Here is a 20,740-nt window from a genome sequence, read left to right as displayed (position 1 = left end):
TAAAAATTAAGCGTTACCTCTTGCTTTTTTAATTACTTCATCGGAAATGTTAGATGGAGTTTGCTCATAGTGAGAGAATTCCATTGTTGAAGTCGCACGACCTGACGACAATGTTCTTAATGTAGTTACATAACCAAACATTTCAGAAAGCGGCACATTTGCTTTAATAGTTTTAGCACCAGCTCTGTCACCCATGTCACTTACCTGACCTCTACGACGGTTCAAGTCACCTACGATATCACCCATGTTTTCTTCCGGAGTAATAACTTCGATTTTCATGATTGGCTCTAATATTACAGCTCCGGCAGCTTTCGCTACTTCTTTGTAACCCATTTTCGCTGCCAATTCGAACGATAATGCATCCGAATCCACCGCGTGGTAAGATCCATCCAATAAAGTAACTTTCAAACTATCCACAACATAACCTGCCAAAGGACCCGTTTTCATAGCTTCACGGAAACCTTTCTCAACTGCAGGAATATATTCTTTAGGAACGTTACCTCCTTTTACTTCATTTACGAACTGTAAACCAACAGGCGCTTTACCATCTACAAGATCAGCAGGCTCTAAACGGAATACGATATCCCCGAATTTACCACGACCTCCAGATTGTTTTTTATAAACTTCTCTGTGCTGTGCAGATTTAGTAAATGCCTCTTTGTACTCAACCTGAGGTTCACCTTGGTTAACTTCCACTTTGAACTCACGTTTCATACGGTCTACCAAGATATCTAAGTGAAGCTCACCCATACCAGAGATAATCGTCTGACCTGAAGCCTCATCAGTTCTAACTGTAAACGTAGGATCCTCTTCAGCTAATTTTGCTAAAGCCATACCCATTTTATCCACGTCAGCTTTTGTTTTAGGCTCGATCGCGATACCGATTACCGGATCAGGGAATTTCATAGACTCAAGAATGATTGGGTGTTTTTCATCACACATTGTATCTCCAGTCTTGATATCTTTAAATCCAACTGCCGCTCCAATATCTCCAGCCTCGATGTACTCGATTGGATTTTGTTTGTTAGCGTGCATTTGGTAGATACGAGAAATACGCTCTTTGTTTCCTGAACGTGTGTTCAAGATATAAGAACCAGCATCTAAACGACCAGAATAAGCACGGAAGAATGCCAAACGACCAACATAAGGGTCAGTAGCAATCTTAAATGCCAAAGCCGCGAAAGGCTCTTTTACATCTGGACGACGTAAGATTTTAGTTTGATCTTCTTCTAACAAATCAGCATCATCAGGGTGGATACCCTCAATACCTTCTTTATCCAAAGGAGATGGTAAATATTTACAAACCGCGTCTAACATGAACTGAACTCCTTTGTTTTTAAAAGAAGAACCAGCAATCATAGGGATGATCGCCATGTCAATAGTAGCAGCCCTTAATGCAGCGTTGATTTCGTCCTCAGTAATTGAGTTCTCATCTTCCATGTATTTGTCAAGTAGATTTTCATCATACTCAGCAACTGCTTCAATTAAGATTGATCTGTATTCTTTAACTTCAGCCACCATATCAGCAGGAATGTCTACAATATCAAAAGTCGCCCCTTGAGTAGCATCATGCCATACAATCGCCTGGTTTTTCACTAAGTCTACAACTCCTTTAAAATCGTTTTCTTCACCGATTGGTAAAGTAATTGCCACTGCGTTAGATTTTAACATATCTCTAACCTGCTGACAAACGTTTAAGAAGTTTGAACCCTGACGGTCCATTTTGTTTACGAATCCCATACGAGGAACTCTATATTGGTCTGCTAATCTCCAGTTGGTTTCTGATTGAGGCTCTACACCATCAACAGCAGAAAACAAGAATACTAAACCATCCAATACACGTAACGAACGGTTTACCTCAACTGTAAAGTCAACGTGTCCCGGGGTATCGATAATGTTAAAGTGGTAAGGTTTAGAATCTGCGATTAATTTACCTTGCTCAGTTGGGAAACTCCACTCACAAGTTGTCGCTGCAGAAGTAATGGTAATACCTCTTTCCTGCTCTTGCGCCATCCAGTCCATGGTTGCAGCACCATCGTGCACCTCACCAATCTTGTGTGATTTTCCAGTATAAAATAAGATACGCTCAGTTGTTGTTGTTTTACCAGCATCAATGTGAGCAGCAATACCTATGTTTCTTGTGAATTTTAAATCTCTAGCCATTTCTTATGAATTAAAATCTAAAGTGAGAGAATGCTTTGTTAGCTTCTGCCATTTTGTGAGTATCCATTCTTTTCTTAACAGCAGCTCCTTCTTCTTTAGCAGCAGCTAAGATTTCAGAAGCAAGTTTACCTGCCATAGATTTTTCATTTCTTCTTCTTGCATAAAGAATCATCCATTTCATCGCCATAGAGATTTTTCTGTCCGGACGAATTTGCATTGGAATTTGGAAAGTAGCTCCACCCACACGACGTGAACGAACTTCTACGTGAGGCATAACGTTAGTTAATGCATCTTTCCAGATTTCTAATGATGATTTCTCAGCATCTTGCTTTTTAGACTCTACGATATCAATTGCATCATAAAATACTTTGAAAGCTGTTGATTTCTTACCATCCCACATTAAGTTGTTCACAAAACGCGTTACCAATTGATCATTGAATCTTGGATCTGGTAAAAGAGGTCTTTTTTTGGCCTGTCTTTTTCTCATGTCTTTTTCTTAAAAGTTTTTAAATTACTTTTTAGCTTCTTTAGGGCGTTTAGCACCGTACTTAGATCTTCTTTGCGTTCTTCCTGCAACACCTGACGTATCAAGCGCTCCACGAACGATGTGATATCTAACACCTGGTAAATCTTTTACCCTTCCGCCTCTCACTAATACTATCGAGTGCTCTTGTAAATTGTGTCCTTCTCCCGGGATGTAAGCATTCACCTCATTACCATTTGTCAAACGTACACGCGCAACTTTACGCATTGCAGAGTTTGGTTTTTTTGGTGTAGTAGTGTAAACACGCGTACAAACCCCTCTTCTTTGAGGACAAGAATCTAAAGCAACCGATTTACTCTTCTTAGTGATCTGAGTTCTTCCTGTTCTTACTAATTGTTGAATTGTTGGCATAATTAAATACTAAAAATTTCTTGTTTTTAAATTCCCGACACTTTTCGGGGCTGCAAATGTAGGAAATAATATTTAGAAAACAAACCTTAAATATTTAATTTTCAATACAATTATATATCGCACCAAAATCACATATTCAAAATCCATTTTTTGCGTTATTTTTACCAAAACATTTTTCCGTTGAAACAATTCCTCTTTTTTTTACTTCTGATTTTAACCGGCTTTTCCTCAAGGGCTCAAAATCTGCATCTGAAAATCGAAGGGATTTCAACTGAAGAAACCAAAACAATCGACAGCATCGGTTACAGAAAAATTCACGAAAACACCAAATCGATACTGGATGAAACCAGCAACTTCACCTCTACCCTGCTCAAGAAAGGCTATCTGGAAAGTCAATTGTTAAATCAAAAAAAGACCAGCGACACTTCCTTTGTATTTTATTATTTCGTGGGAAAACAGACTTCTTCCATACACATATATATAGGTACACTTTTAGAAGATGAGAAAAAATTACTGGAATTTCAATCCGACACCATAAAGTTGCCCATTTCCGAAGTGGACAATTTTATGAACTCCAATCTGGCCAAACTGGAACAGAACGGTTACTCATTGAGCGAGCTGCAACTGATCAATCACAAGAAAACAAATAATATCCTCACAGCCGTATTGAAACTCAAAACCGAAAAGAAACGAAATCTGAACGACATCGTAATTGCAGGTTATGACAAATTCCCCGAAGGTATCCGGAAAAATATTGCCAAACAATACCGAAAACAGCCTTTCAACCAAGAGAACTTAAAAAACGTAAATAATGATTTTAAATCACTATCGTTTGTAACCCAAATAAAATATCCGGAAATACTTTTTACTAAAGACAGCACAAAAGTATATGTCTATCTTGAAAAAAATAAAGCAAACCGATTCGAAGGCTTCATAGGTTTCGCCAACGAGGAGAATTCCGGGATCCGATTTAACGGCTACCTTGATCTGTTATTAAACAACGCCTTGAATGCAGGGGAAAAATTCAATCTCTACTGGAAAGGCGACGGTAAAAAACAAACCACCTTCAATATCGGCACCGAAGTACCCTACATTTTTAAAAGTCCGATGGGAATTAAAGCGAATTTGAAAATATTCAAACAGGACAGTTTGTTCCAGAATACCACTACAGATATCGATCTGGGCTACTATTTCAATTATAACTCGAGGGTTTACCTTGGACACCAATCCGCTGAATCTGTAGACATCCAAAAAACAACATCGGGCACAATCAGCAGTTATTCCAACACCTTCTGGACCGCGTCATTTTTGTTCTCCAAATACAATCCGGACGATTTTCTGTTTCGCGAAACCGCGGGCATAAATCTAAAATTCGGAACAGGAAGACGTTCTTCTAAAATCGAAACCAACAGCCAGCAATTCACGCAGCTGAATGCCTTTTACAATTTCCACCTGAACCAAAAGAATATCGTTCTGGTCAAAAACCAAAGTTTTTACTTGCAGAGCGACACCTTTCTAAGCAACGAATTGTATCGTTTCGGAGGAATCAATTCCATTAGAGGTTTTAGCGAAAACAGCCTGCAGGCCAATCTCTACACTGCCATCATAACCGAGTACCGTTATGTTTTGACACCCGGATTATACGTTCACTCAATCACCGATTATGGTTATTTTCAAGATAAAACCGCCAACATCAAAGAAAACCTGCTCGGATTAGGATTCGGATTCGGCATACTGACCAAAAATGGGCTGTTCAATTTAATTTACGCCAACGGAACCACGGGAGATCAAGCCATAAAACTTTCCAACTCCCTTGTCCACATCAGTTTTAAAACCGTCTTTTAGCAATAGTCTATACCGGCTAAAATTTAAAAATAGCTAAAAAAGACTATCTTTGCCCCATGGAAAAAGAAAACCTAATATTCGGAATCAGAGCCATCATCGAGGCTATAAACGCAGGAAAAGAAGTTGACAAAGTTTTTATTCAGAAGGACGCACAAGGTGATTTGATGCAGGATCTGATGAAAACGATGAAAAAACACAGCATCAATTTCTCCTATGTTCCCGTAGAAAAATTAAACCGATTAACCTTCAACAACCATCAAGGCGCCGTGGCTACCATCGCCCCTATCTCTTTCGTTTCTCTGGAAACTTTAGTGGAAGGCGTTATCGAAAGTGGTAAAAAACCTCTTTTCTTAATTTTGGATCAGTTGTCCGATGCACGCAATTTCGGAGCAATTATCAGAACGGCGGAATGTACCGGTGTGGACGGAATCATTATCCAGAAACAAGGTTCTGCGCCCGTAAACGGCGACACCGTTAAAACTTCTGCCGGAGCGGTATTCAATGTTCCAATCTGTAAAGTAAACCACATTAAAGACGCTGTTTTCTATTTGCAGGGTTCAGGAGTAAAAATCGTTGCTGCTACAGAAAAAACAGAACAAAACATTTATGATATCGACTTTAGCGAACCCGTGGCCATCATCATGGGAAGTGAAGACAGAGGCGTAAATCCATCGGTATTAAAAATCGTAGATGAAAAAGCAAAACTGCCTATGTTCGGTTCCATCGGTTCTTTGAATGTTTCCGTAGCCTGTGGTGCGTTTTTATACGAAACCATCCGCCAGAGAAGTTAACCTTCAAGAATTAATAAAATTCAAGAAAGCCCGAAGCAAATGTTTCGGGCTTTTTTTATAATTAAATCCTAAATGTATTTAATAATTTTTTCAGCTTTTTGCATAAAATTTGTAAATCTGCTTAATAGTCAGAAATAATTTTGTAATTACTTCCGATTGTTTATATTCGTCGTTTCATTTATAACAGTAACTAACCGTTCTCTGCCAAAAAACCAATGGATCACGAAAAACAGCCTTGGGAACAATTCGAACCGCTTGTAAAAAGACTGGTTTACCTGTTCACCTCTTTCACCCTTATTTCCCTGTCCCTGTTCTTTTTTCTTCTTTTTAACGCCTCGTGCACTTCATGGCTTGAAGACAATAAAGAAGTGGATCAACTGTATACCAATGTGTCTCCGAAAACAGCAACCGAAAAAGAATCCGATAAATTCTGGCATGCCGCTAATATCAGTTCAATAACCGACACCGCTTTAAAAGAACAAGTAGCTTACGGAAAAGAATTAATCGAACATACCGCAAAATACCTCGGACCAAACGGCACCGTTAAGCAAATCACTAACGGTATGAATTGCAACAACTGCCATCTGGATGCCGGGACAAAACCATGGGGAAATAATTACGGTTCCGTGTATTCGATGTATCCCAAAATGAGAGCCCGAAGCGGGAAGATCGAAAACCTTTACAAACGAATCAGCGACTGCATGCAAAGAAGTTTAAATGGTGAAACCCTCAGCGAAGACAGCAGGGAAATGAAAGCCATGATAGCCTATATCGACTACATCGGAAGCAATGTCCCCAAAGGCAAGGAAGCCAAAGCTGCAGGGATTTACAACCTTGAATACTTGAACAGAGCCGCCAATCCCAATAACGGAAAATCTCTATATACCGTAAAATGCGTCAGTTGTCATCAGGTAAATGGTCAGGGACTTTTAGCAAAAGATAAAAAAGAATATATTTACCCGCCTTTATGGGGCAATAACTCGTTTAATCAGGGAGCCGGGCTATACCGAATCAGTCGTTTTGCCGGTTATATAAAGTACAATATGCCGCAAGGTGCCACTTATGAAAACCCACAACTGTCTGACGAAGAAGCCTGGGATATCGCCGCTTATGTGGAAACCCAAGCCCGACCGTCAAAGGATTTCAGTGCAGACTGGCCGGACATTTCCAAAAAACCGATAGATCATCCTTTTGGTCCTTTTTCAGACAAATTCTCGGAAGAACAACATAAATTTGGCCCTTTCGAACCCATAAAAAAAGCGCACCCAAAGAAATAATTTTAGGTCAACCGACTTATTTTTAAAACAACACCATGAGCAACAACAGAAGAAATTTTCTTAAATCAGTCGGAACCTTAAGCATTGGCACAGCACTTATTTCGCCACTTTCAGCGATTGCCAACGTCGCCCAACCGGAATCTGACGCAGAAAAAGAAATAGACAACTCCAAACCTCAAACCGTTTCCCTACTCCAAACCACGGATGTACACTGTCAGATCCATCCTCATGATGAATTGTTTTGGGAAAACGGAAAAGCAGTTTTCAGAAAAACGGGTGGCTATGCCCACATGAAAACATTGCTCGACCAACTAAAAAAGAAAAACCCGAACACATTTACCATCGATACCGGCGACATGTTTCAGGGCAGTGAATTGAGCGTAGAAACAACGGGAGAAGCTTTTGTACCGATCTTGAACTCCATGGGTTACGACCTGTATTTACCGGGCAACTGGGAAGTGATCTACGGAAAACGAAGAATGCAAACCCTTATGGGATCTTTGAATGCACCAAAAATCTGCACAAATATGTATCACGATTTAGGTGAAGGCAAACGGGGTGAACTTATTTTCCAGCCTTACACGATTTGGAATGTGGCTGGTGCAAAAATCGGATTTTTAGGCTACACTGACCCTTTGGTGCCAATCCGCCAAAGTCCCAATTATAGCAAAGGAATCATTTATACCAGTCCGGAGGAAAATCTTGCTCATTATATTGATGTACTTAGAAATCAGGAACAATGCAGTTACGTGATTATGATTGCCCATCTTGGTTTATCGCAGCAAATCGCACTGGCCAACAGTCCCGAATGTGAAGGCGTGGATTATATTTTTGGTGGTGATACGCACGAAAGAGTCCGTAAACCAATTGTATGTAAGTACGCCAAAGTAGTGGAACCGGGAGCCTTTGGTTCTTTTATTGGGAAATTGGACCTGACTGTTCAAAACGGAAAAGTAATTAGCGACAGTTATGAATTAATCGAAGTAAACTCCCCAAAAATAAAACCGGATGCTAAAATCCAGCAGCTTTTAACAGAAAAAGAAAGTCTTTATCGCGAAAATATCAATAAGGTCTTGGGCTATAGTACGATTCCGTTATACCGTTATTTTGTAGTGGAAAACCCTATCGATACCATGATCCTGAATGCTTTAAACTGGAAGTTTCCTGAAATAGACATTGCGTTATCGAACGGATTCCGCTTTTGCCCTCCAAATACGACTCCCGATCACACAGGAAACATTCCTATCACAAACGGATTCATTTTCGACATGCTGCCGGTGGACAGTACGGTTAGAACTGCTAAGGTCACCGGAAAACAGTTAAAAAACTGGCTGGAAAAAGAGCTGAACAATGTATTTTCGGATGACGCTTCCAAACGTTTTGGTGGTTGGGTAGTAAAATTTAAAGGAATGGAAGTCGAATTCAATGCTTTTGCGGAAATGGGAAAAAGAGTCCAAAGCATTACCATAAAAAACATTCCTGTAGATTATGAGAAACTGTATTCCATACTTGCGTGTGAACGCGATGGCGACCCCACGGACATGCTATGCAGAATGAAAGGTGTCATGGAAGCGAAAAACACGACTTCGACCTTGCATACCGTTATGAGAGACTATCTGACACAGAATTCACCGGTAACGCCGACACCGCAAAAAAATGCAAAAATTTTAGATGCTCCGGAAACACTCCTAACACAAGTGACCGGTGTGGAGTACGCCTTCAGATAACAACTAAAAAAAGCCTGAAATATAAATTTCAGGCTTTTTAATAAAAAATTTAAAATCTTAATTGAAAAAAGATTCGATCTCGCGGGACAGTTTATCCAAATTCACTTTTTCAAAAGCATGTGCGGTGTCCGGCACAACCCATAATTGATTGTTAGCTTTAGACCTGTACAAAGCCACCGTTTCATCAAAACTCACCATCGCATCCTTATCTCCTACCGAAAAAAGAACAGGCTGCTCCAAACTACCTACTTCGGCCACAGTCAGCGGTGGCTCCTGCCCCATTGCCAGCATCATCTGAGCCGTTTCTTTAACTAATTTCGGAGCTTTATCCACCTGATGCATTCCCTGCAGGTATTGGGTGAATTTAGGAACTTTCTGCTCCATAACTTCCCAATTCAGCATCGCCGCTTCTTTCTTGCTGCTTTGGGGATTCCAGTCAAACTTAGTGGCCAATGTAAATATTCTACTGACCATATCCGGATAATGTTTCGCCAGATACAAAGCCACGTAACCGCCCATACTATAGCCAAAAATAGCCACATTAGTAAGTTGATGTTCCATTAAAAAAGCAAGCACCTGTTGCGCAAAAGAAGCTATACTTAACGGTTCATGATCGGTCAGCGGCGCACTGCCGTGACCGGTAAAATCAAGGGTATATATTTTGTATTTCGAGGAAAGTTTTGTTTTCAGATTCTCGAACTGGGCCTGAGACCCAAGTGCTCCATGTAAAAGCAATAAAGGTTGCATAAGCAGAAATGATTAAAAACCAAAGATACACTTTCGGAAAGATTTTTCCATCAATTTCTTTTTATGGCTTTTAAAACAGTAAATCGTCAACCAAAGTTATATTTTACCGACACCTTCATTGCCGGCAGTCGCATCGGTTTCGTTTTTGGATTCCCTAACGAAATATACCACCGGCAAATTCGATATAAAATACGAATATTGCTCTTCGATCGGTTCTGGTTTCGGTGTTGGAACGAAATTACCTTGTTCATCAAAATGCTTCATAAAAGGATCCTGAGATGGGTCAAAATCCGGGCGCTCCCAATCATATTTTATCGGTTTCTGATAATCCTGTGTTTTGATGAAATACGATAACAAAAACCCGGTTATGAATCCGGCCATATGTCCTTCCCACGAGATATTTTCTTCCGGAGAGGGAAAAAGATACCATACGGTACCGCCATACAAAACTACAATCGTCAGTGACAATGCCACCAATCTGTAGTAACCCGACTGTACTCCTTTAAAGAACATAAAACTCACCAATACATAAATCAGTCCGCTGGCGCCAATATGGATGCTTTCTCTTCCAATGAGCCATGTTCCGAATCCCGACATCAGAATCCCAAAAACCAGAACCTGCAGACTCTGTTCACGGTAGAAATAACGCAAAGCCATCAGTAGTAAAAAAATCGGAATCGAGTTATTATATAAATGCTGCAGATCGCCATGGAGAAAAGGACTAAAAACAATGCCTTTCATTCCTGCAAGAGTACGGGGGTAAATACCGTAATCATACAAACTCATCTTGAAACGGATTTCAAACCAAAAAACCACCCACATTGTCAGTAAGAACAAAAATGGCCATGCGATTACGGAAGGGGAAAATTTAAAATCGGTTTCTTTCATAAATTAAGAGAAAAGAAAAAAGGTGATTGATTAAAGATAGTTCGAAGTACTCAAAAATGTAACCAAACTAAATTTAATGAAGTTTTGTCATAACAATTTGAAAATTTGGAAATGAGATAATTTGGAAATGAGATAATTTGGAAATGAGATAATTTGGAAATTAACCATAAAAAGATTTAATATAACTAAATTTGTTCAGTTGCTTTGTTTTGCACAAAACCGTTCCAACATTTTCAGATTTCCAAATTATCGCATTTTCAAATTAAACAATGGAAGCACCTTTAGCAGAACGTATACGTCCACAGAGATTATCAGAATACATTAGTCAGTCGCATTTAGTGGGAGAACAAGGTTCGCTAACCCATCAGATTGCCCGTGGCATTATACCGTCTCTGATTTTATGGGGGCCGCCCGGGACTGGCAAAACCACTTTGGCACAGATCATGGCTCAGGAAAGCAAGCGCCCTTTTTATACGTTAAGTGCAATCAACTCCGGTGTAAAAGACATTCGCGATGTTATCGACAAAGCCAAGCAAAGTGGCGGATTGTTCACTGCCAAAAACCCGATCTTATTTATCGATGAGATCCATCGTTTCAGTAAATCGCAGCAGGATTCTTTGCTTGCAGCGGTTGAAAAAGGCTGGGTTACTTTAATTGGCGCTACCACTGAAAACCCAAGTTTTGAAGTTATCCCCGCTCTATTGTCAAGATGTCAGGTTTACGTCCTCAATGCCTTTTCAAAAGACGATTTGGAAGCCTTGCTGAAAAGAGCGATGGAAACCGATGAAATTCTGAAAACCAAGAACATTCAGCTACAAGAAACGGAAGCTTTATTGCGACTTTCCGGTGGTGACGGGCGAAAACTGCTTAATATTTTCGAATTAATCATAAATGCCTCCGATTCGGAAACCATTGAAATCACTAACGAAAAAGTGATGCAGCTCGTGCAAAAGAATACGGTGCTGTATGACAAAACAGGAGAACAGCATTATGATATCGTGTCGGCGTTTATAAAATCGATACGTGGCAGCGACCCAAACGGCGCGGTTTATTGGTTAGCACGAATGATTGAAGGCGGAGAAGATGTAAAATTTATTGCCCGAAGAATGCTGATCTTGGCTTCGGAAGATATCGGAAATGCCAATCCGACGGCTTTAATTATGGCCAACAACACCTTTCAGGCAGTAACAACCATCGGTTATCCTGAAAGCAGGATCATTTTAAGTCAATGCGCTATTTATCTGGCAACATCTGCAAAGAGCAACGCAAGTTATATGGCTATCGGAAATGCACAACAAATTATAAAACAAACCGGCGATTTACCGGTACCGATACATTTGCGCAATGCGCCAACAAAATTAATGAAAGAGCTGGGCTATGGCGATGAGTACAAATACTCCCATGATTATCCCAACAATTTTGCCGAACAGGAATTTTTACCGGATGCGCTTTCCAACACTAAATTATACGAGCCCGGCAATAATGCCCGTGAAAGGGAACTGCGCCAGTTTTTAAAAAACCGCTGGAATGATAAATATGGCTATTAGGACAAAAAATACGGGTTACGAATTACTAGAATTTAATCTCTAATTTTTCGGAAACCAGTTTTTCATTCTGATAGTATTCGAAAACCCATTGGTCGTTCAAAGAAAAGACAACCCCCTGTTGACTTCCCATTTGTCCGATATAGAAATTAGCTGTCGAAGTTTTGAAAAGTTTCATTACTACTTTTGGAGAGGAATCCACTAACTGGAATCCGTTTACGATAGGTTGCGCAAAAAGCTGTTTCCCGATTACGACAGCTTGAGAAACCTCTTCTTTCCTTGGTGTTGAATCTGTTGATGCAAATCCACCTTTTGGGTTGCTTTTTAGGTTTGCAAGTGATTTACCGACCATACGGAACGCCTGAACATATGCCTTTGCATATTCCTTCTCACGACTCTCTCCTTCGCCGGAAACGTACACCACCTGATTTTTACAATCTTTAAGTTCTATTTTAATTTTTGTTGTAAAGACTGTGTTGTTTTCCACCATATTGGCATAAAGCGCCCTGCATCTGTTTTCGGCTAATTCCTGCGGAAAAACATCCATATCATAATAAACTTCATACCCTTGATTTTCAAAGACGCTTTTAGTCAAAGAATTCATATTGTACATGTTCTCTTTTTTCAGAAAATCGAACTTTCTCGGAACAATAATGTATTTATAATCATTTACATTCTGCGAAAAAACAAAAGTGGAGAACAGTAAAACGGCAAGCAAGAGTATTTTTTTCATTTATAACATGTTTTTTAATTCGGAGAGGTGAAAAATCTGTGGAAAATCGTGAGGTTGCTCAATTCGGGCTTCATTAAAGAACAACGCATCAAGCCCAATATTTTTGGCACCTTCCATATCAGCTTCCAGACTGTCGCCTACCATAAGACTGGTAGCTTTATTTGCTTGAGCCATTTGCAGAGCATATTCGAAAATTTTAGGGTGCGGTTTTTTTACGCCGGCCATTTCCGAATTGGTTACGGTATCAAAATAATGTTCAATATTGGCATTCCGCAACTTTCCGTTCTGGACTTCGTGAAAACCATTGGTTATGATATGCAGATTGTATTTTGGTTTCAGATACTCCAAAACATCAATGGCACCGTCAAATAGGTGATTAAATGTAGGCAGGTATTTTATATATGCTTCCGAAACCAAATTGATAGCTTCATCATCAACTTCAAAGGGAATCAGATCGAAAACTTCTTTCAGTCGTTTGTAACGAAGCGTCAAATGGTCGATTTTATCTTCACGGTACAAAGCCCAGTATTTTATGTTTACCGGAACATAATATTTCAGAAATGCTTCAACATCTACCGCAATATTATGTTCTGTAAAAATCTTTTTAAAAGTTAGTGCTGAATTACGCTCGAAATCCCAAAGCGTGTGATCTAAATCAAAAAAAATGTCCGTTTTATTCGCAAATCTCATAATCCACTCCCATTACATTAATACTCTCTTCATTATCTTAAAGCTCAAATCTATTATTGCAAATTGGCTTATTTTCCTTTCACAATCACCGCATCTTCGATATGGTAAATCCAGTCGTCCACGTTCGAATCATTATAACGGAAAGTTCCCTCCAGGGTTACATATTGGTCGGTTCTCAGTTTAGGATTCCCTCCTCTGAATTTGATTCCCATGATCGTTTCCGGTCCTGATTTTCCGCAGAAAAAACAAGAAGCGAAAACATTTTTGCTCAACGCATAACTTTTATTGTCAATGGGAACGATAAACCCGCTCATTACAATCCGTTTCTTTTGCGTCTGTTTAAGTTTCGTATTGATTACCGGAAACTGCACTTCACCGTATACTTTGTCCGTTTTTTTCAGAAATTTTATTTCTCCCAACAATTTCCAGCTCAACGTATCCGGATTTTTCTGAAGGGAAGAAGCAAAACCTTCTTCATTAAGGTGCACAGGATTTGCACCAACTGTTTTCCCTATAGGATTGCAGAAGGACTCCAAAACCAGAATCACTACTGTTAAAACTGCAATTATGTATAACTTACGCATTTGACAAAGTTTTTGAAATATTGAGTCGGTATGCTTTTACCGCAGGGATAAATGCTGCTAACAATCCAACAAATATAGTTACTAAAAATAAAATCCCTTCTTTATCCCAAACAAACTCAAACGGATTGAAGGCTATTTTAAACTCCTGGTCCGCTGAATTGGAGATAAAGACCAATGCTATTCTACCAAGAATTGTTCCAAAGACAAATCCGATAACGCATAAAACAAGACTTTCTATCACGATAGCCTGCAGCAATTGAAAGCGCGACGCTCCTTGAATACGCAATAAAGCAAATTCATATTTGCGCTCTTTCAGTGTATTGAACAGGGCAATAAAAATACTTATTCCGGAGATCAGCATAATTCCGTACGCGAGATATTGCAAGGCATCCAACCCGATTCCGAAAAGTGTAAACAGACGGTTGATTTCGATCGCCGGTGAAGCAGCCTGCATTTTGGTGTTTTGTGCAATCAGCCTTGGCCAAAGAACGATTCCCATTTTGTTGCGAAATTTGATCAGCACGGCGGTTATTTCTTTTCCTTCTTCGGAATTCAAAGCCGCTTCGTGATTTGCTTCACCTTCTTCATGATCATGGACATCGTGCATTGCCCACACGCTTTGTATATTGGAAAGTATCAGATTATCTACCACTTTTCCGGTTTTGGAAGCGATTCCGACCACTTTGTAAGCACCTTCTTCGTGTTTCTCGCCTTCTTTGGCATCGCCGTGGGAACCGAAGAAAGTATCACCGACCTTCAGCTGTAATTTATTCGCAATTTCGCTTCCGATAACCACTTCAAAAGTTTTGGAAAACATTTTGCCTTTTTCGACTTGGCCTCCAAACTTGACCAAGTAATCCGGTGTGGTTCCCAAAATTTTAAATCCTAAATAATTATCACCGTAAGCTAAAGGAATTGCCGACTTTACAAACGGATTCTTCATCCAGGTCTTAGCTTCTATATAATCGATGTTTCCGGTTGGCGCATCCATCTGATATACAGAAGACAATACCAATTGCAGGGGACTCCCTTGCGCACCCAGCACCAAATCGATATCATCTGCATTACTGGAAAACTGTTCTTCGAATTGTTTTTGTAATAGAATCAATACTGTGATGATGGCGACACTGGACATCAGTAAGATGATGCTTAAAATCGTACTTAAAGGTTTGAACCAGGTATTTCGCCACGCTAATTTTCCGATCATGATAACGAAATTTGGTTTTTAAATCGCTCTTTCAAACGGGAATCGTGGGTTACGATTACCAGAGCCGTTTTGTATTCTATGGATAACTTCTCAAGCAAATCCGCTACCCTGAAAGCATTCTCATCATCAAGGCTCGAAGTAGGCTCATCGGCTAACAATACTTTCGGTTCATTAATCAGTGCCCTTGCGATGGAAACACGTTGTTGTTGTCCGACGCTTAATTGTGAAGGCAATTTGTGAAGATGTTCCTGGAGATTGAGATGCTCCAGTAAGGTTTTTGCTTTTTCTTTGCCTTGTTTTCCGGTACCTAGCCACGAAGCAAGCATTACATTTTCCAATACGGTAAAAGCTTCTATAAAATGGTTTTCCTGTAAGACCAGACCGATATTTTTCCCTCGGAAATGATCTAACTTTCGTTCTGAAAACTGTTCGATATTGGCATTATTGATAATCACTTCGCCGGATTCCGCACGCAATAATCCGCCCAATATATGGAGTAAGGTGGTTTTTCCTTTTCCGCTGCCCCCGGTTATCAGACAGGTTTCACCTTCATTACATAAAATGTCAGGAAAAGCAAACACCGTGGATTTGCCGTATGAAAATGTGAGTTTTTTTGTGCTTATCACCTTAAAAAACGAATTAGTTGCCGCAAGATACTAAAATCGGATTTTAAACCTTTCGTTTTTAGAGAGAACCTAACAGCATTTTAACTAAAAAGACATCTGTAAGATATCAGAATTACTATTTTAGTTCCGGGAATAAAAAAACGGGCAGTGTGTCTACCCGTTCTCTAAGCTTATTGTTGTACTATGTCGTTGTTATCTAATGATACTATTCTGTAATCGAAATTGTCATTCTCTTTCAATTCACTTATAACCCACCCAATTTTGCTTTTTAACAAACTGCCTAGTTTATAAGAATATATAAAGACGACGGTTTGCTTATTAGGATCTAATTTAAGACTTTTCATTATTTCAACCGTTGAAGCGTCGTCTATTACAACAGCATCATCCTTCCTTTCCAACTTACGGTACAGCGTAGCAATCTGCCCCGGACAACTTGGATCCTCCAACTGATCTGCACTTGCAAAACTGTCCCCATATACAATTCCATAATAAGTTGATAAATGTTTATCAAGAAGATTACTCCAGACTAAACTTAAATCCGAATCTTTCAGAAAGACCACCTTATCTTTTGCATAATCCTTTCCAGAAAAAAGTTTTTCAAAATATTCTTCACGAGAATCAAATTTCCGGTTACTATTAATGTTATTATACAAAGAAAGTCCCGACTTACAAGAATATAAGAACACTACCAGCATCAGCACCAAAATAAGCTTACTAAATTTCATTTACAATAACGTTACATTTACAATTATTTCCTTATCTGTATAAGACGGGATGTACTCTCCAGCCTTAATGGTTATTCCTTCATACATTTTATAATTCTCATCAAAACCAAAAACCTCAAAATCAGACGCTTTAAAAGTCGGCGCCGTCATGACTTCAATAGGAAAATGCAAGGTTATACTTTTTTGATCATCAGACAAAACACCTGATACTAAAACTTTATTTGTTAATGAATCATAACCGGAAAGTTTGCCATCGCCACTGATACAATTTATTTCCCAATGCCCATCAGAACAAATCGAAAATCGAGCTGAACAGCCAGTAGATTTACGATGGAATGAAAAACCGTCAAATTCATAGCTAAATACTGGGTATTGCCCCATAGGACATGGTTCTTGATTAGGAGGTAATTTCGAATAAACCTCAGAAGACTGAACTTTATTTAAAGACTTTTCGGATGAGTCAGAACTTGAATCGTTACTACAAGAAAAGAAAAAAAAGGCTGACGTGGCAATTAATAAAACTTTTTTCATTTGTACTATTTTATAAAATTAATAATGTTGATTTGGTTAACCGCCACAAATTAAAATATAAAAAAATTCCTACACAAATTTTAATTAAAAAATCTTACAAAATTCCTTCATCTGCAAAACTCAAATAGCTGTTCTCGGTTACAATGACATGATCCAAAACAAGAATATCAAGGTGTTTGCCGGCCACTTTGAGTTTTTGGGTGATCTGTTTATCCGCTTCGCTAGCCTGTAATGCACCTGAAGGGTGATTGTGCACTAAAATTATCGAAGTCGCATTGTGTTCCAAAGCGGTTTTATAGATAATCCGCGTGTCGACCACCGTTCCCGTAATCCCGCCTTTACTGATTTGCGTTTTGTAAATCACTTTATTGGAATTGTTCAGATACAACACCCAGAATTCCTCGTGGGGCAGTTCGCCTACTATCGGCTGCATGATCTCAAAAACCATTTTGCTGGAAGTGATTTTTTTCAACTCCAAAGTTTCTTCAGTTCTGCGGCGTCTGCCCAATTCCATAGCCGCCATGATCGTTATCGCTTTCGCCTCACCGATTCCCTTAAAGGCTGTTAACTGCTTCAACGATAATTTTCCGAGATAATTGAGATTGTTATCCGTAGCAGACAGAATCCGTTTAGAGAGTTCAACAGCGCTTTCATTTCGGCTCCCGGAACCTATGAGAATGGCAAGCAATTCGGCATCACTAAGCACTGATTTACCTTTAAGCATCAGTTTTTCGCGAGGCTTATCGTCTTCAGCCCAATACTTTATCGAGAAATTTGTTGTTTCCATGGCATATACTTAAAAAATTGTTTTTGGCGTTATAGAGAAAAACGAAGATATGAAACTTTTACAATATTTAGTCTTTTTCTTACTTTTAGGTAGTTTCGACAGTTCCAATTCCAACTTTTATCAAAGATTATCCGATGCAGCACTTTCACTAACCAAAGACAAAGTGACTTATGATCCGAGTTATGTCACTTTAAAATATCCGGGAGGCGATGTTCCTAAAAACAAAGGCGTTTGTACCGATGTAGTAATCCGTGCCTACCGAAAATTAGGGATCGATTTGCAGAAAGAGGTTCATGAAGACATGAAAGCTAATTTTACTTTGTATCCGAACTTAAAAAAATGGGGCCTAAAGAAACCGGACACCAATATTGACCACAGACGAGTTCCGAATCTGGAGGTTTTCTTTGGCCGTAAAGGACAAAAACTAAAAGTAACGCAAGATCCGAGAGACTACAAAACCGGGGAATTGGTTACCTGGATGATCAACGACAAATTGCCTCACATCGGAATTATTACAAATAAAAAATCACCGGACGAAAAACGACCGATGATTGTTCATAATGTGGGTGAGGGACAGGTTTTAGAAGACTGTTTGTTTTCCTATAAAATCGTTGGGCATTACCGATTTTCTAAGTAGCTAATCCATAAAATATAAATACCAAAAATGTTGCTAAGCCAATACAAAACAACAACATAATAAGGAAGCTTAAAAAAGCTATAATCCGGGTCCCTTTGTGTTCTGCTTTATCAGTGAAAACTTCAATTTTGTTCCAAAAAAAAGAAGTTGAAGCAGGAAGATTTATAAGTTCACAAATTCCGCTTAATACCTCTAAAATGTCCATTATTAAATCAGTTTACCAACGCTTTTACTTCATCAAAATTCAAACCGCCATAATTTCCGGAACTCATTAATAGCAAGGCGGAATTCTCCAAATCACGGTTAAATAAAAAGTTTTTGAATTCCTCCGGATTGGTATAAATAATTAAATCGTTGCGTTTAAAAGCCTGTGCGATTTGGTCGTAAGTCACTTCTTCCAGTTGTTTGATTTTCACCGCATCCGGAGAATAGAATACTACCGCTACATCGGCATTATTTAAAGCCCCTTCATACTCTTTTAAAAATTCTGCGTTCAAACTGCTGTAGGTATGTAATTCCAGACAAGCCACTAAGGTTCGGTTCGGATATTGTTCTTTTACGGCTTTAGTCGTCGCGGCTACTTTACTTGGCGAATGTGCGAAGTCTTTGTAAGCCACTTTGGTTTTGCTTTCCGCAATTTTTTCCAGACGCTTTGATGCTCCTTTAAAACTCGCAATTGCTTCGTAGAAATCCGCTTCGTCTACACCCATGTTCTGGCAAATCCATTTGGCTCCGGCTAAATTGTTCAGGTTATGTGCCCCGAATACTTCAATCGGCATTGGGCCTTCCGGAGTTTCTAACAAGGTTACGCCATTTTCAACAGTATACTCCGGTGTATGGTAGGCAATTTTTCGGATTGGATTAGTCGATGCTTCCGCTACGCGTTTTACTTCCGGATCGTTTTCGTTGTACACTAAAATTCCGCCGTTGGTAATTTTCTGAATGAAAATTTCGAATTGCTCCACATAATTCTCATACGTCGGAAACACATTGATATGATCCCATGCGATTCCGCTGATCAAAGCAATATTCGGTTGGTATAAATGAAATTTCGGTCTTCGGTCGATTGGAGAAGACAGATACTCATCCCCTTCCAAAACGATAAAATCATTCTCTTCGGTCAGATGCACCATGGTATCGAAACCTTCCAATTGCGCACCTACCATATAATCCACATTGATGCCGTGGTAATGCATCACATGCAGAATCATCGATGTAATCGTCGTCTTACCGTGTGAACCTCCAATAACCACTCTGGTCTTGTTTTTGGATTGTTCGTATAAAAACTCAGGATAAGAGTAGATTTTCAAGCCCAATTCTTTTGCTTTCAACAATTCAGGGTTGTCGGATTTGGCGTGCATTCCCAAGATAACCGCCTCAATATCAGAAGTGATTTTTTCCGGGAACCAGCCCATTTCCGCAGGCAGTAAACCTTTCTTTTCCAATCTCGATTTTGAAGGTTCAAAAATAGCATCATCGCTACCGGTTACTTTATACCCTTTATTGTGTAAGGCTAAGGCTAAATTGTGCATGGCAGCTCCGCCAATCGCTATGAAATGTGTACGCATCTTTAAATTCGTGTATTTTATCTGTTGAAATCGGCTCTCAGTTTTTTGGCTTTTTCAACATCTTTTAATTTGTTCAAATATAAGTCATATAGCTTTTCGAAAGTAGTTTTCGAATGACCAATTTCGTATGCTTTTTTCAGATTACTTTCCGCCTTGCTGTAGCGTTTAAAATACACGTCGATATAGCCTTTCGCTAAATAACCGTCTACCTTAGACAACTGCAGAAGTTCATCGGCATATTTTTGGGCTTTCGTTTCGCTACCTCCAGCTATTCCGGGCAATTCAATGTAAAACAGGACCAAAGCCCAGCGGGTTTCAATATGTTTTTTATCTAATCGCGCTGCAGTTTCAAAAGCCTCCTCAATATCGCTTATCATTCCGAAAGCCTTGAATTTACTAACGGCTTTGGCTTTAAATGCCATCGCGCCTCCAAATTTGTATTGGTAATTGGCAACTTTGGGAAACTGAAGTTTTAATTTTTTGTAATAACCGATGGCAACATCCCATTGCTGCTGATAACCGGCAATATCGCCAAGATATTCCGTTGTTTTGGAGTCGTTTGGATTTTGCTTCAAAGCATTCTGAAAAAAAGGCAAAGCAGCAGTATATTTCTTCTGCTTAAAAAGAGATTCCCCTTTCTCGAAATCGGATTGCGACCAGAGCACAAACGGAAATAATAAAAGAAGTAACAGTTGCCTCATGGGTCAAAAATAGCGAAATAAAAACATAAAAACCATAATGGCTTTTCAAATAGAAACCCGATAATTCTGTAAAT

General features: G+C 39.3%; 22 protein-coding genes. 6 read left to right on the top strand and 16 right to left on the bottom strand.

Annotation, left to right across the window (positions count from 1 at the left end; translation table 11 throughout):
- Positions 1-6 precede the first annotated feature (6 nt).
- Genes fusA through rpsL form a run of 3 tightly spaced genes read right to left on the bottom strand, consistent with a single transcriptional unit; the run spans position 7 to position 3,058 of the window.
- Entirely contained in the window at positions 7-2,163 is a 2,157-nt protein-coding gene (gene fusA / locus AC3E9U_RS10130; RefSeq protein ID WP_488746801.1) for an elongation factor G, read from the bottom strand.
- Between the two features lie 10 nt (positions 2,164-2,173).
- Positions 2,174-2,650, bottom strand: a complete 477-nt coding sequence (gene rpsG, locus AC3E9U_RS10125) for a 30S ribosomal protein S7 (RefSeq protein ID WP_023574055.1) — start codon at positions 2,648-2,650, stop codon at positions 2,174-2,176.
- A gap of 24 nt (positions 2,651-2,674) precedes the next feature.
- Positions 2,675-3,058 carry a 30S ribosomal protein S12 gene (rpsL, locus tag AC3E9U_RS10120; protein ID WP_007136570.1) on the bottom strand — a complete coding sequence of 128 codons (384 nt, stop codon included), beginning with the start codon at positions 3,056-3,058 and terminating at the stop codon, positions 2,675-2,677.
- A 180-nt stretch (positions 3,059-3,238) separates the two neighbouring features.
- Here rpsL and AC3E9U_RS10115 point away from each other — a divergent pair, with 180 nt between their 5' ends.
- From AC3E9U_RS10115 to AC3E9U_RS10100, 4 genes are all read left to right on the top strand, one after another.
- Positions 3,239-4,903 (top strand): BamA/TamA family outer membrane protein, encoded by a 1,665-nt coding sequence (locus AC3E9U_RS10115; RefSeq protein WP_488746800.1) that lies wholly within the window; start codon positions 3,239-3,241, stop codon positions 4,901-4,903.
- Positions 4,904-4,959: 56 nt separating this feature from the next.
- On the top strand, positions 4,960-5,694 hold the full coding sequence (gene rlmB, locus AC3E9U_RS10110) for a 23S rRNA (guanosine(2251)-2'-O)-methyltransferase RlmB (protein ID WP_488746799.1): 735 nt from the start codon (positions 4,960-4,962) through the stop codon (positions 5,692-5,694).
- Positions 5,695-5,909: 215 nt separating this feature from the next.
- The gene (locus tag AC3E9U_RS10105; protein WP_488746798.1) at positions 5,910-6,971 is read left to right on the top strand and encodes a c-type cytochrome; all 1,062 of its coding nucleotides are present in this window, start codon (positions 5,910-5,912) and stop codon (positions 6,969-6,971) included.
- 35 nt (positions 6,972-7,006) lie between these two features.
- Positions 7,007-8,698, top strand: coding sequence for a bifunctional metallophosphatase/5'-nucleotidase (locus AC3E9U_RS10100; protein WP_488746797.1), 1,692 nt, complete (start codon positions 7,007-7,009; stop codon positions 8,696-8,698).
- A 57-nt stretch (positions 8,699-8,755) separates the two neighbouring features.
- Here AC3E9U_RS10100 and AC3E9U_RS10095 read toward each other — a convergent pair whose 3' ends face one another.
- Together AC3E9U_RS10095 and AC3E9U_RS10090 are read right to left on the bottom strand one after the other, a co-directional pair.
- Positions 8,756-9,445, bottom strand: coding sequence for an alpha/beta fold hydrolase (locus tag AC3E9U_RS10095; RefSeq protein WP_488746796.1), 690 nt, complete (start codon positions 9,443-9,445; stop codon positions 8,756-8,758).
- A 96-nt stretch (positions 9,446-9,541) separates the two neighbouring features.
- Positions 9,542-10,333 (bottom strand): rhomboid family intramembrane serine protease, encoded by a 792-nt coding sequence (locus tag AC3E9U_RS10090; protein ID WP_488746795.1) that lies wholly within the window; start codon positions 10,331-10,333, stop codon positions 9,542-9,544.
- Positions 10,334-10,602: 269 nt separating this feature from the next.
- On the opposite strand from AC3E9U_RS10090, the gene AC3E9U_RS10085 reads away from it, so the two are divergent.
- Positions 10,603-11,880 (top strand): replication-associated recombination protein A, encoded by a 1,278-nt coding sequence (locus tag AC3E9U_RS10085; protein ID WP_488746794.1) that lies wholly within the window; start codon positions 10,603-10,605, stop codon positions 11,878-11,880.
- 25 nt (positions 11,881-11,905) lie between these two features.
- On the opposite strand, the gene AC3E9U_RS10080 is transcribed toward AC3E9U_RS10085, so the two are convergent.
- From AC3E9U_RS10080 to radC, 8 genes are all read right to left on the bottom strand, one after another.
- Entirely contained in the window at positions 11,906-12,610 is a 705-nt protein-coding gene (locus tag AC3E9U_RS10080) for a hypothetical protein (protein ID WP_488746793.1), read from the bottom strand.
- Entirely contained in the window at positions 12,611-13,300 is a 690-nt protein-coding gene (locus tag AC3E9U_RS10075; RefSeq protein WP_488746792.1) for a YjjG family noncanonical pyrimidine nucleotidase, read from the bottom strand.
- A 68-nt stretch (positions 13,301-13,368) separates the two neighbouring features.
- Positions 13,369-13,884 (bottom strand): hypothetical protein, encoded by a 516-nt coding sequence (locus AC3E9U_RS10070; RefSeq protein ID WP_488746791.1) that lies wholly within the window; start codon positions 13,882-13,884, stop codon positions 13,369-13,371.
- Positions 13,877-15,091 carry an ABC transporter permease gene (locus AC3E9U_RS10065; protein WP_488746790.1) on the bottom strand — a complete coding sequence of 405 codons (1,215 nt, stop codon included), beginning with the start codon at positions 15,089-15,091 and terminating at the stop codon, positions 13,877-13,879. The genes AC3E9U_RS10070 and AC3E9U_RS10065 overlap by 8 nt, the downstream gene beginning before the upstream one ends.
- Positions 15,088-15,672, bottom strand: a complete 585-nt coding sequence (locus AC3E9U_RS10060; RefSeq protein ID WP_488746789.1) for an ABC transporter ATP-binding protein — start codon at positions 15,670-15,672, stop codon at positions 15,088-15,090. Before AC3E9U_RS10060 ends, AC3E9U_RS10065 begins: the two co-directional genes overlap by 4 nt.
- Positions 15,673-15,887: 215 nt before the next feature.
- Positions 15,888-16,442, bottom strand: a complete 555-nt coding sequence (locus AC3E9U_RS10055) for a hypothetical protein (protein ID WP_488746788.1) — start codon at positions 16,440-16,442, stop codon at positions 15,888-15,890.
- Positions 16,443-16,973, bottom strand: a complete 531-nt coding sequence (locus tag AC3E9U_RS10050) for a hypothetical protein (RefSeq protein ID WP_488746787.1) — start codon at positions 16,971-16,973, stop codon at positions 16,443-16,445.
- A 94-nt stretch (positions 16,974-17,067) separates the two neighbouring features.
- Entirely contained in the window at positions 17,068-17,760 is a 693-nt protein-coding gene (gene radC, locus AC3E9U_RS10045) for a RadC family protein (protein ID WP_488746786.1), read from the bottom strand.
- A 49-nt stretch (positions 17,761-17,809) separates the two neighbouring features.
- Between radC and AC3E9U_RS10040 the strand changes: the two genes are divergently transcribed.
- The gene (locus tag AC3E9U_RS10040) at positions 17,810-18,397 is read left to right on the top strand and encodes a DUF1287 domain-containing protein (protein ID WP_488746785.1); all 588 of its coding nucleotides are present in this window, start codon (positions 17,810-17,812) and stop codon (positions 18,395-18,397) included.
- Here the strand turns inward: AC3E9U_RS10040 and AC3E9U_RS10035 are convergent.
- Genes AC3E9U_RS10035 through AC3E9U_RS10025 form a run of 3 tightly spaced genes read right to left on the bottom strand, consistent with a single transcriptional unit; the run spans position 18,390 to position 20,666 of the window.
- On the bottom strand, positions 18,390-18,602 hold the full coding sequence (locus AC3E9U_RS10035) for a hypothetical protein (RefSeq protein WP_488746784.1): 213 nt from the start codon (positions 18,600-18,602) through the stop codon (positions 18,390-18,392). The genes AC3E9U_RS10040 and AC3E9U_RS10035 overlap by 8 nt on opposite strands.
- A 7-nt stretch (positions 18,603-18,609) precedes the next feature.
- Complete coding sequence (locus AC3E9U_RS10030; RefSeq protein WP_488746783.1) at positions 18,610-19,965, bottom strand: UDP-N-acetylmuramate--L-alanine ligase; 1,356 nt, start codon at positions 19,963-19,965, stop codon at positions 18,610-18,612.
- Between the two features lie 17 nt (positions 19,966-19,982).
- A complete protein-coding gene (locus AC3E9U_RS10025) occupies positions 19,983-20,666 on the bottom strand; it encodes a tetratricopeptide repeat protein (RefSeq protein ID WP_488746782.1) in 684 nt (227 codons plus the stop codon).
- Between the last annotated feature and the right edge of the window lie 74 nt (positions 20,667-20,740).

It is taken from the genome of Flavobacterium sp. 21.1 (genome assembly GCF_057801535.1).
This window is presented reverse-complemented; position numbering and strand designations above follow the sequence as displayed.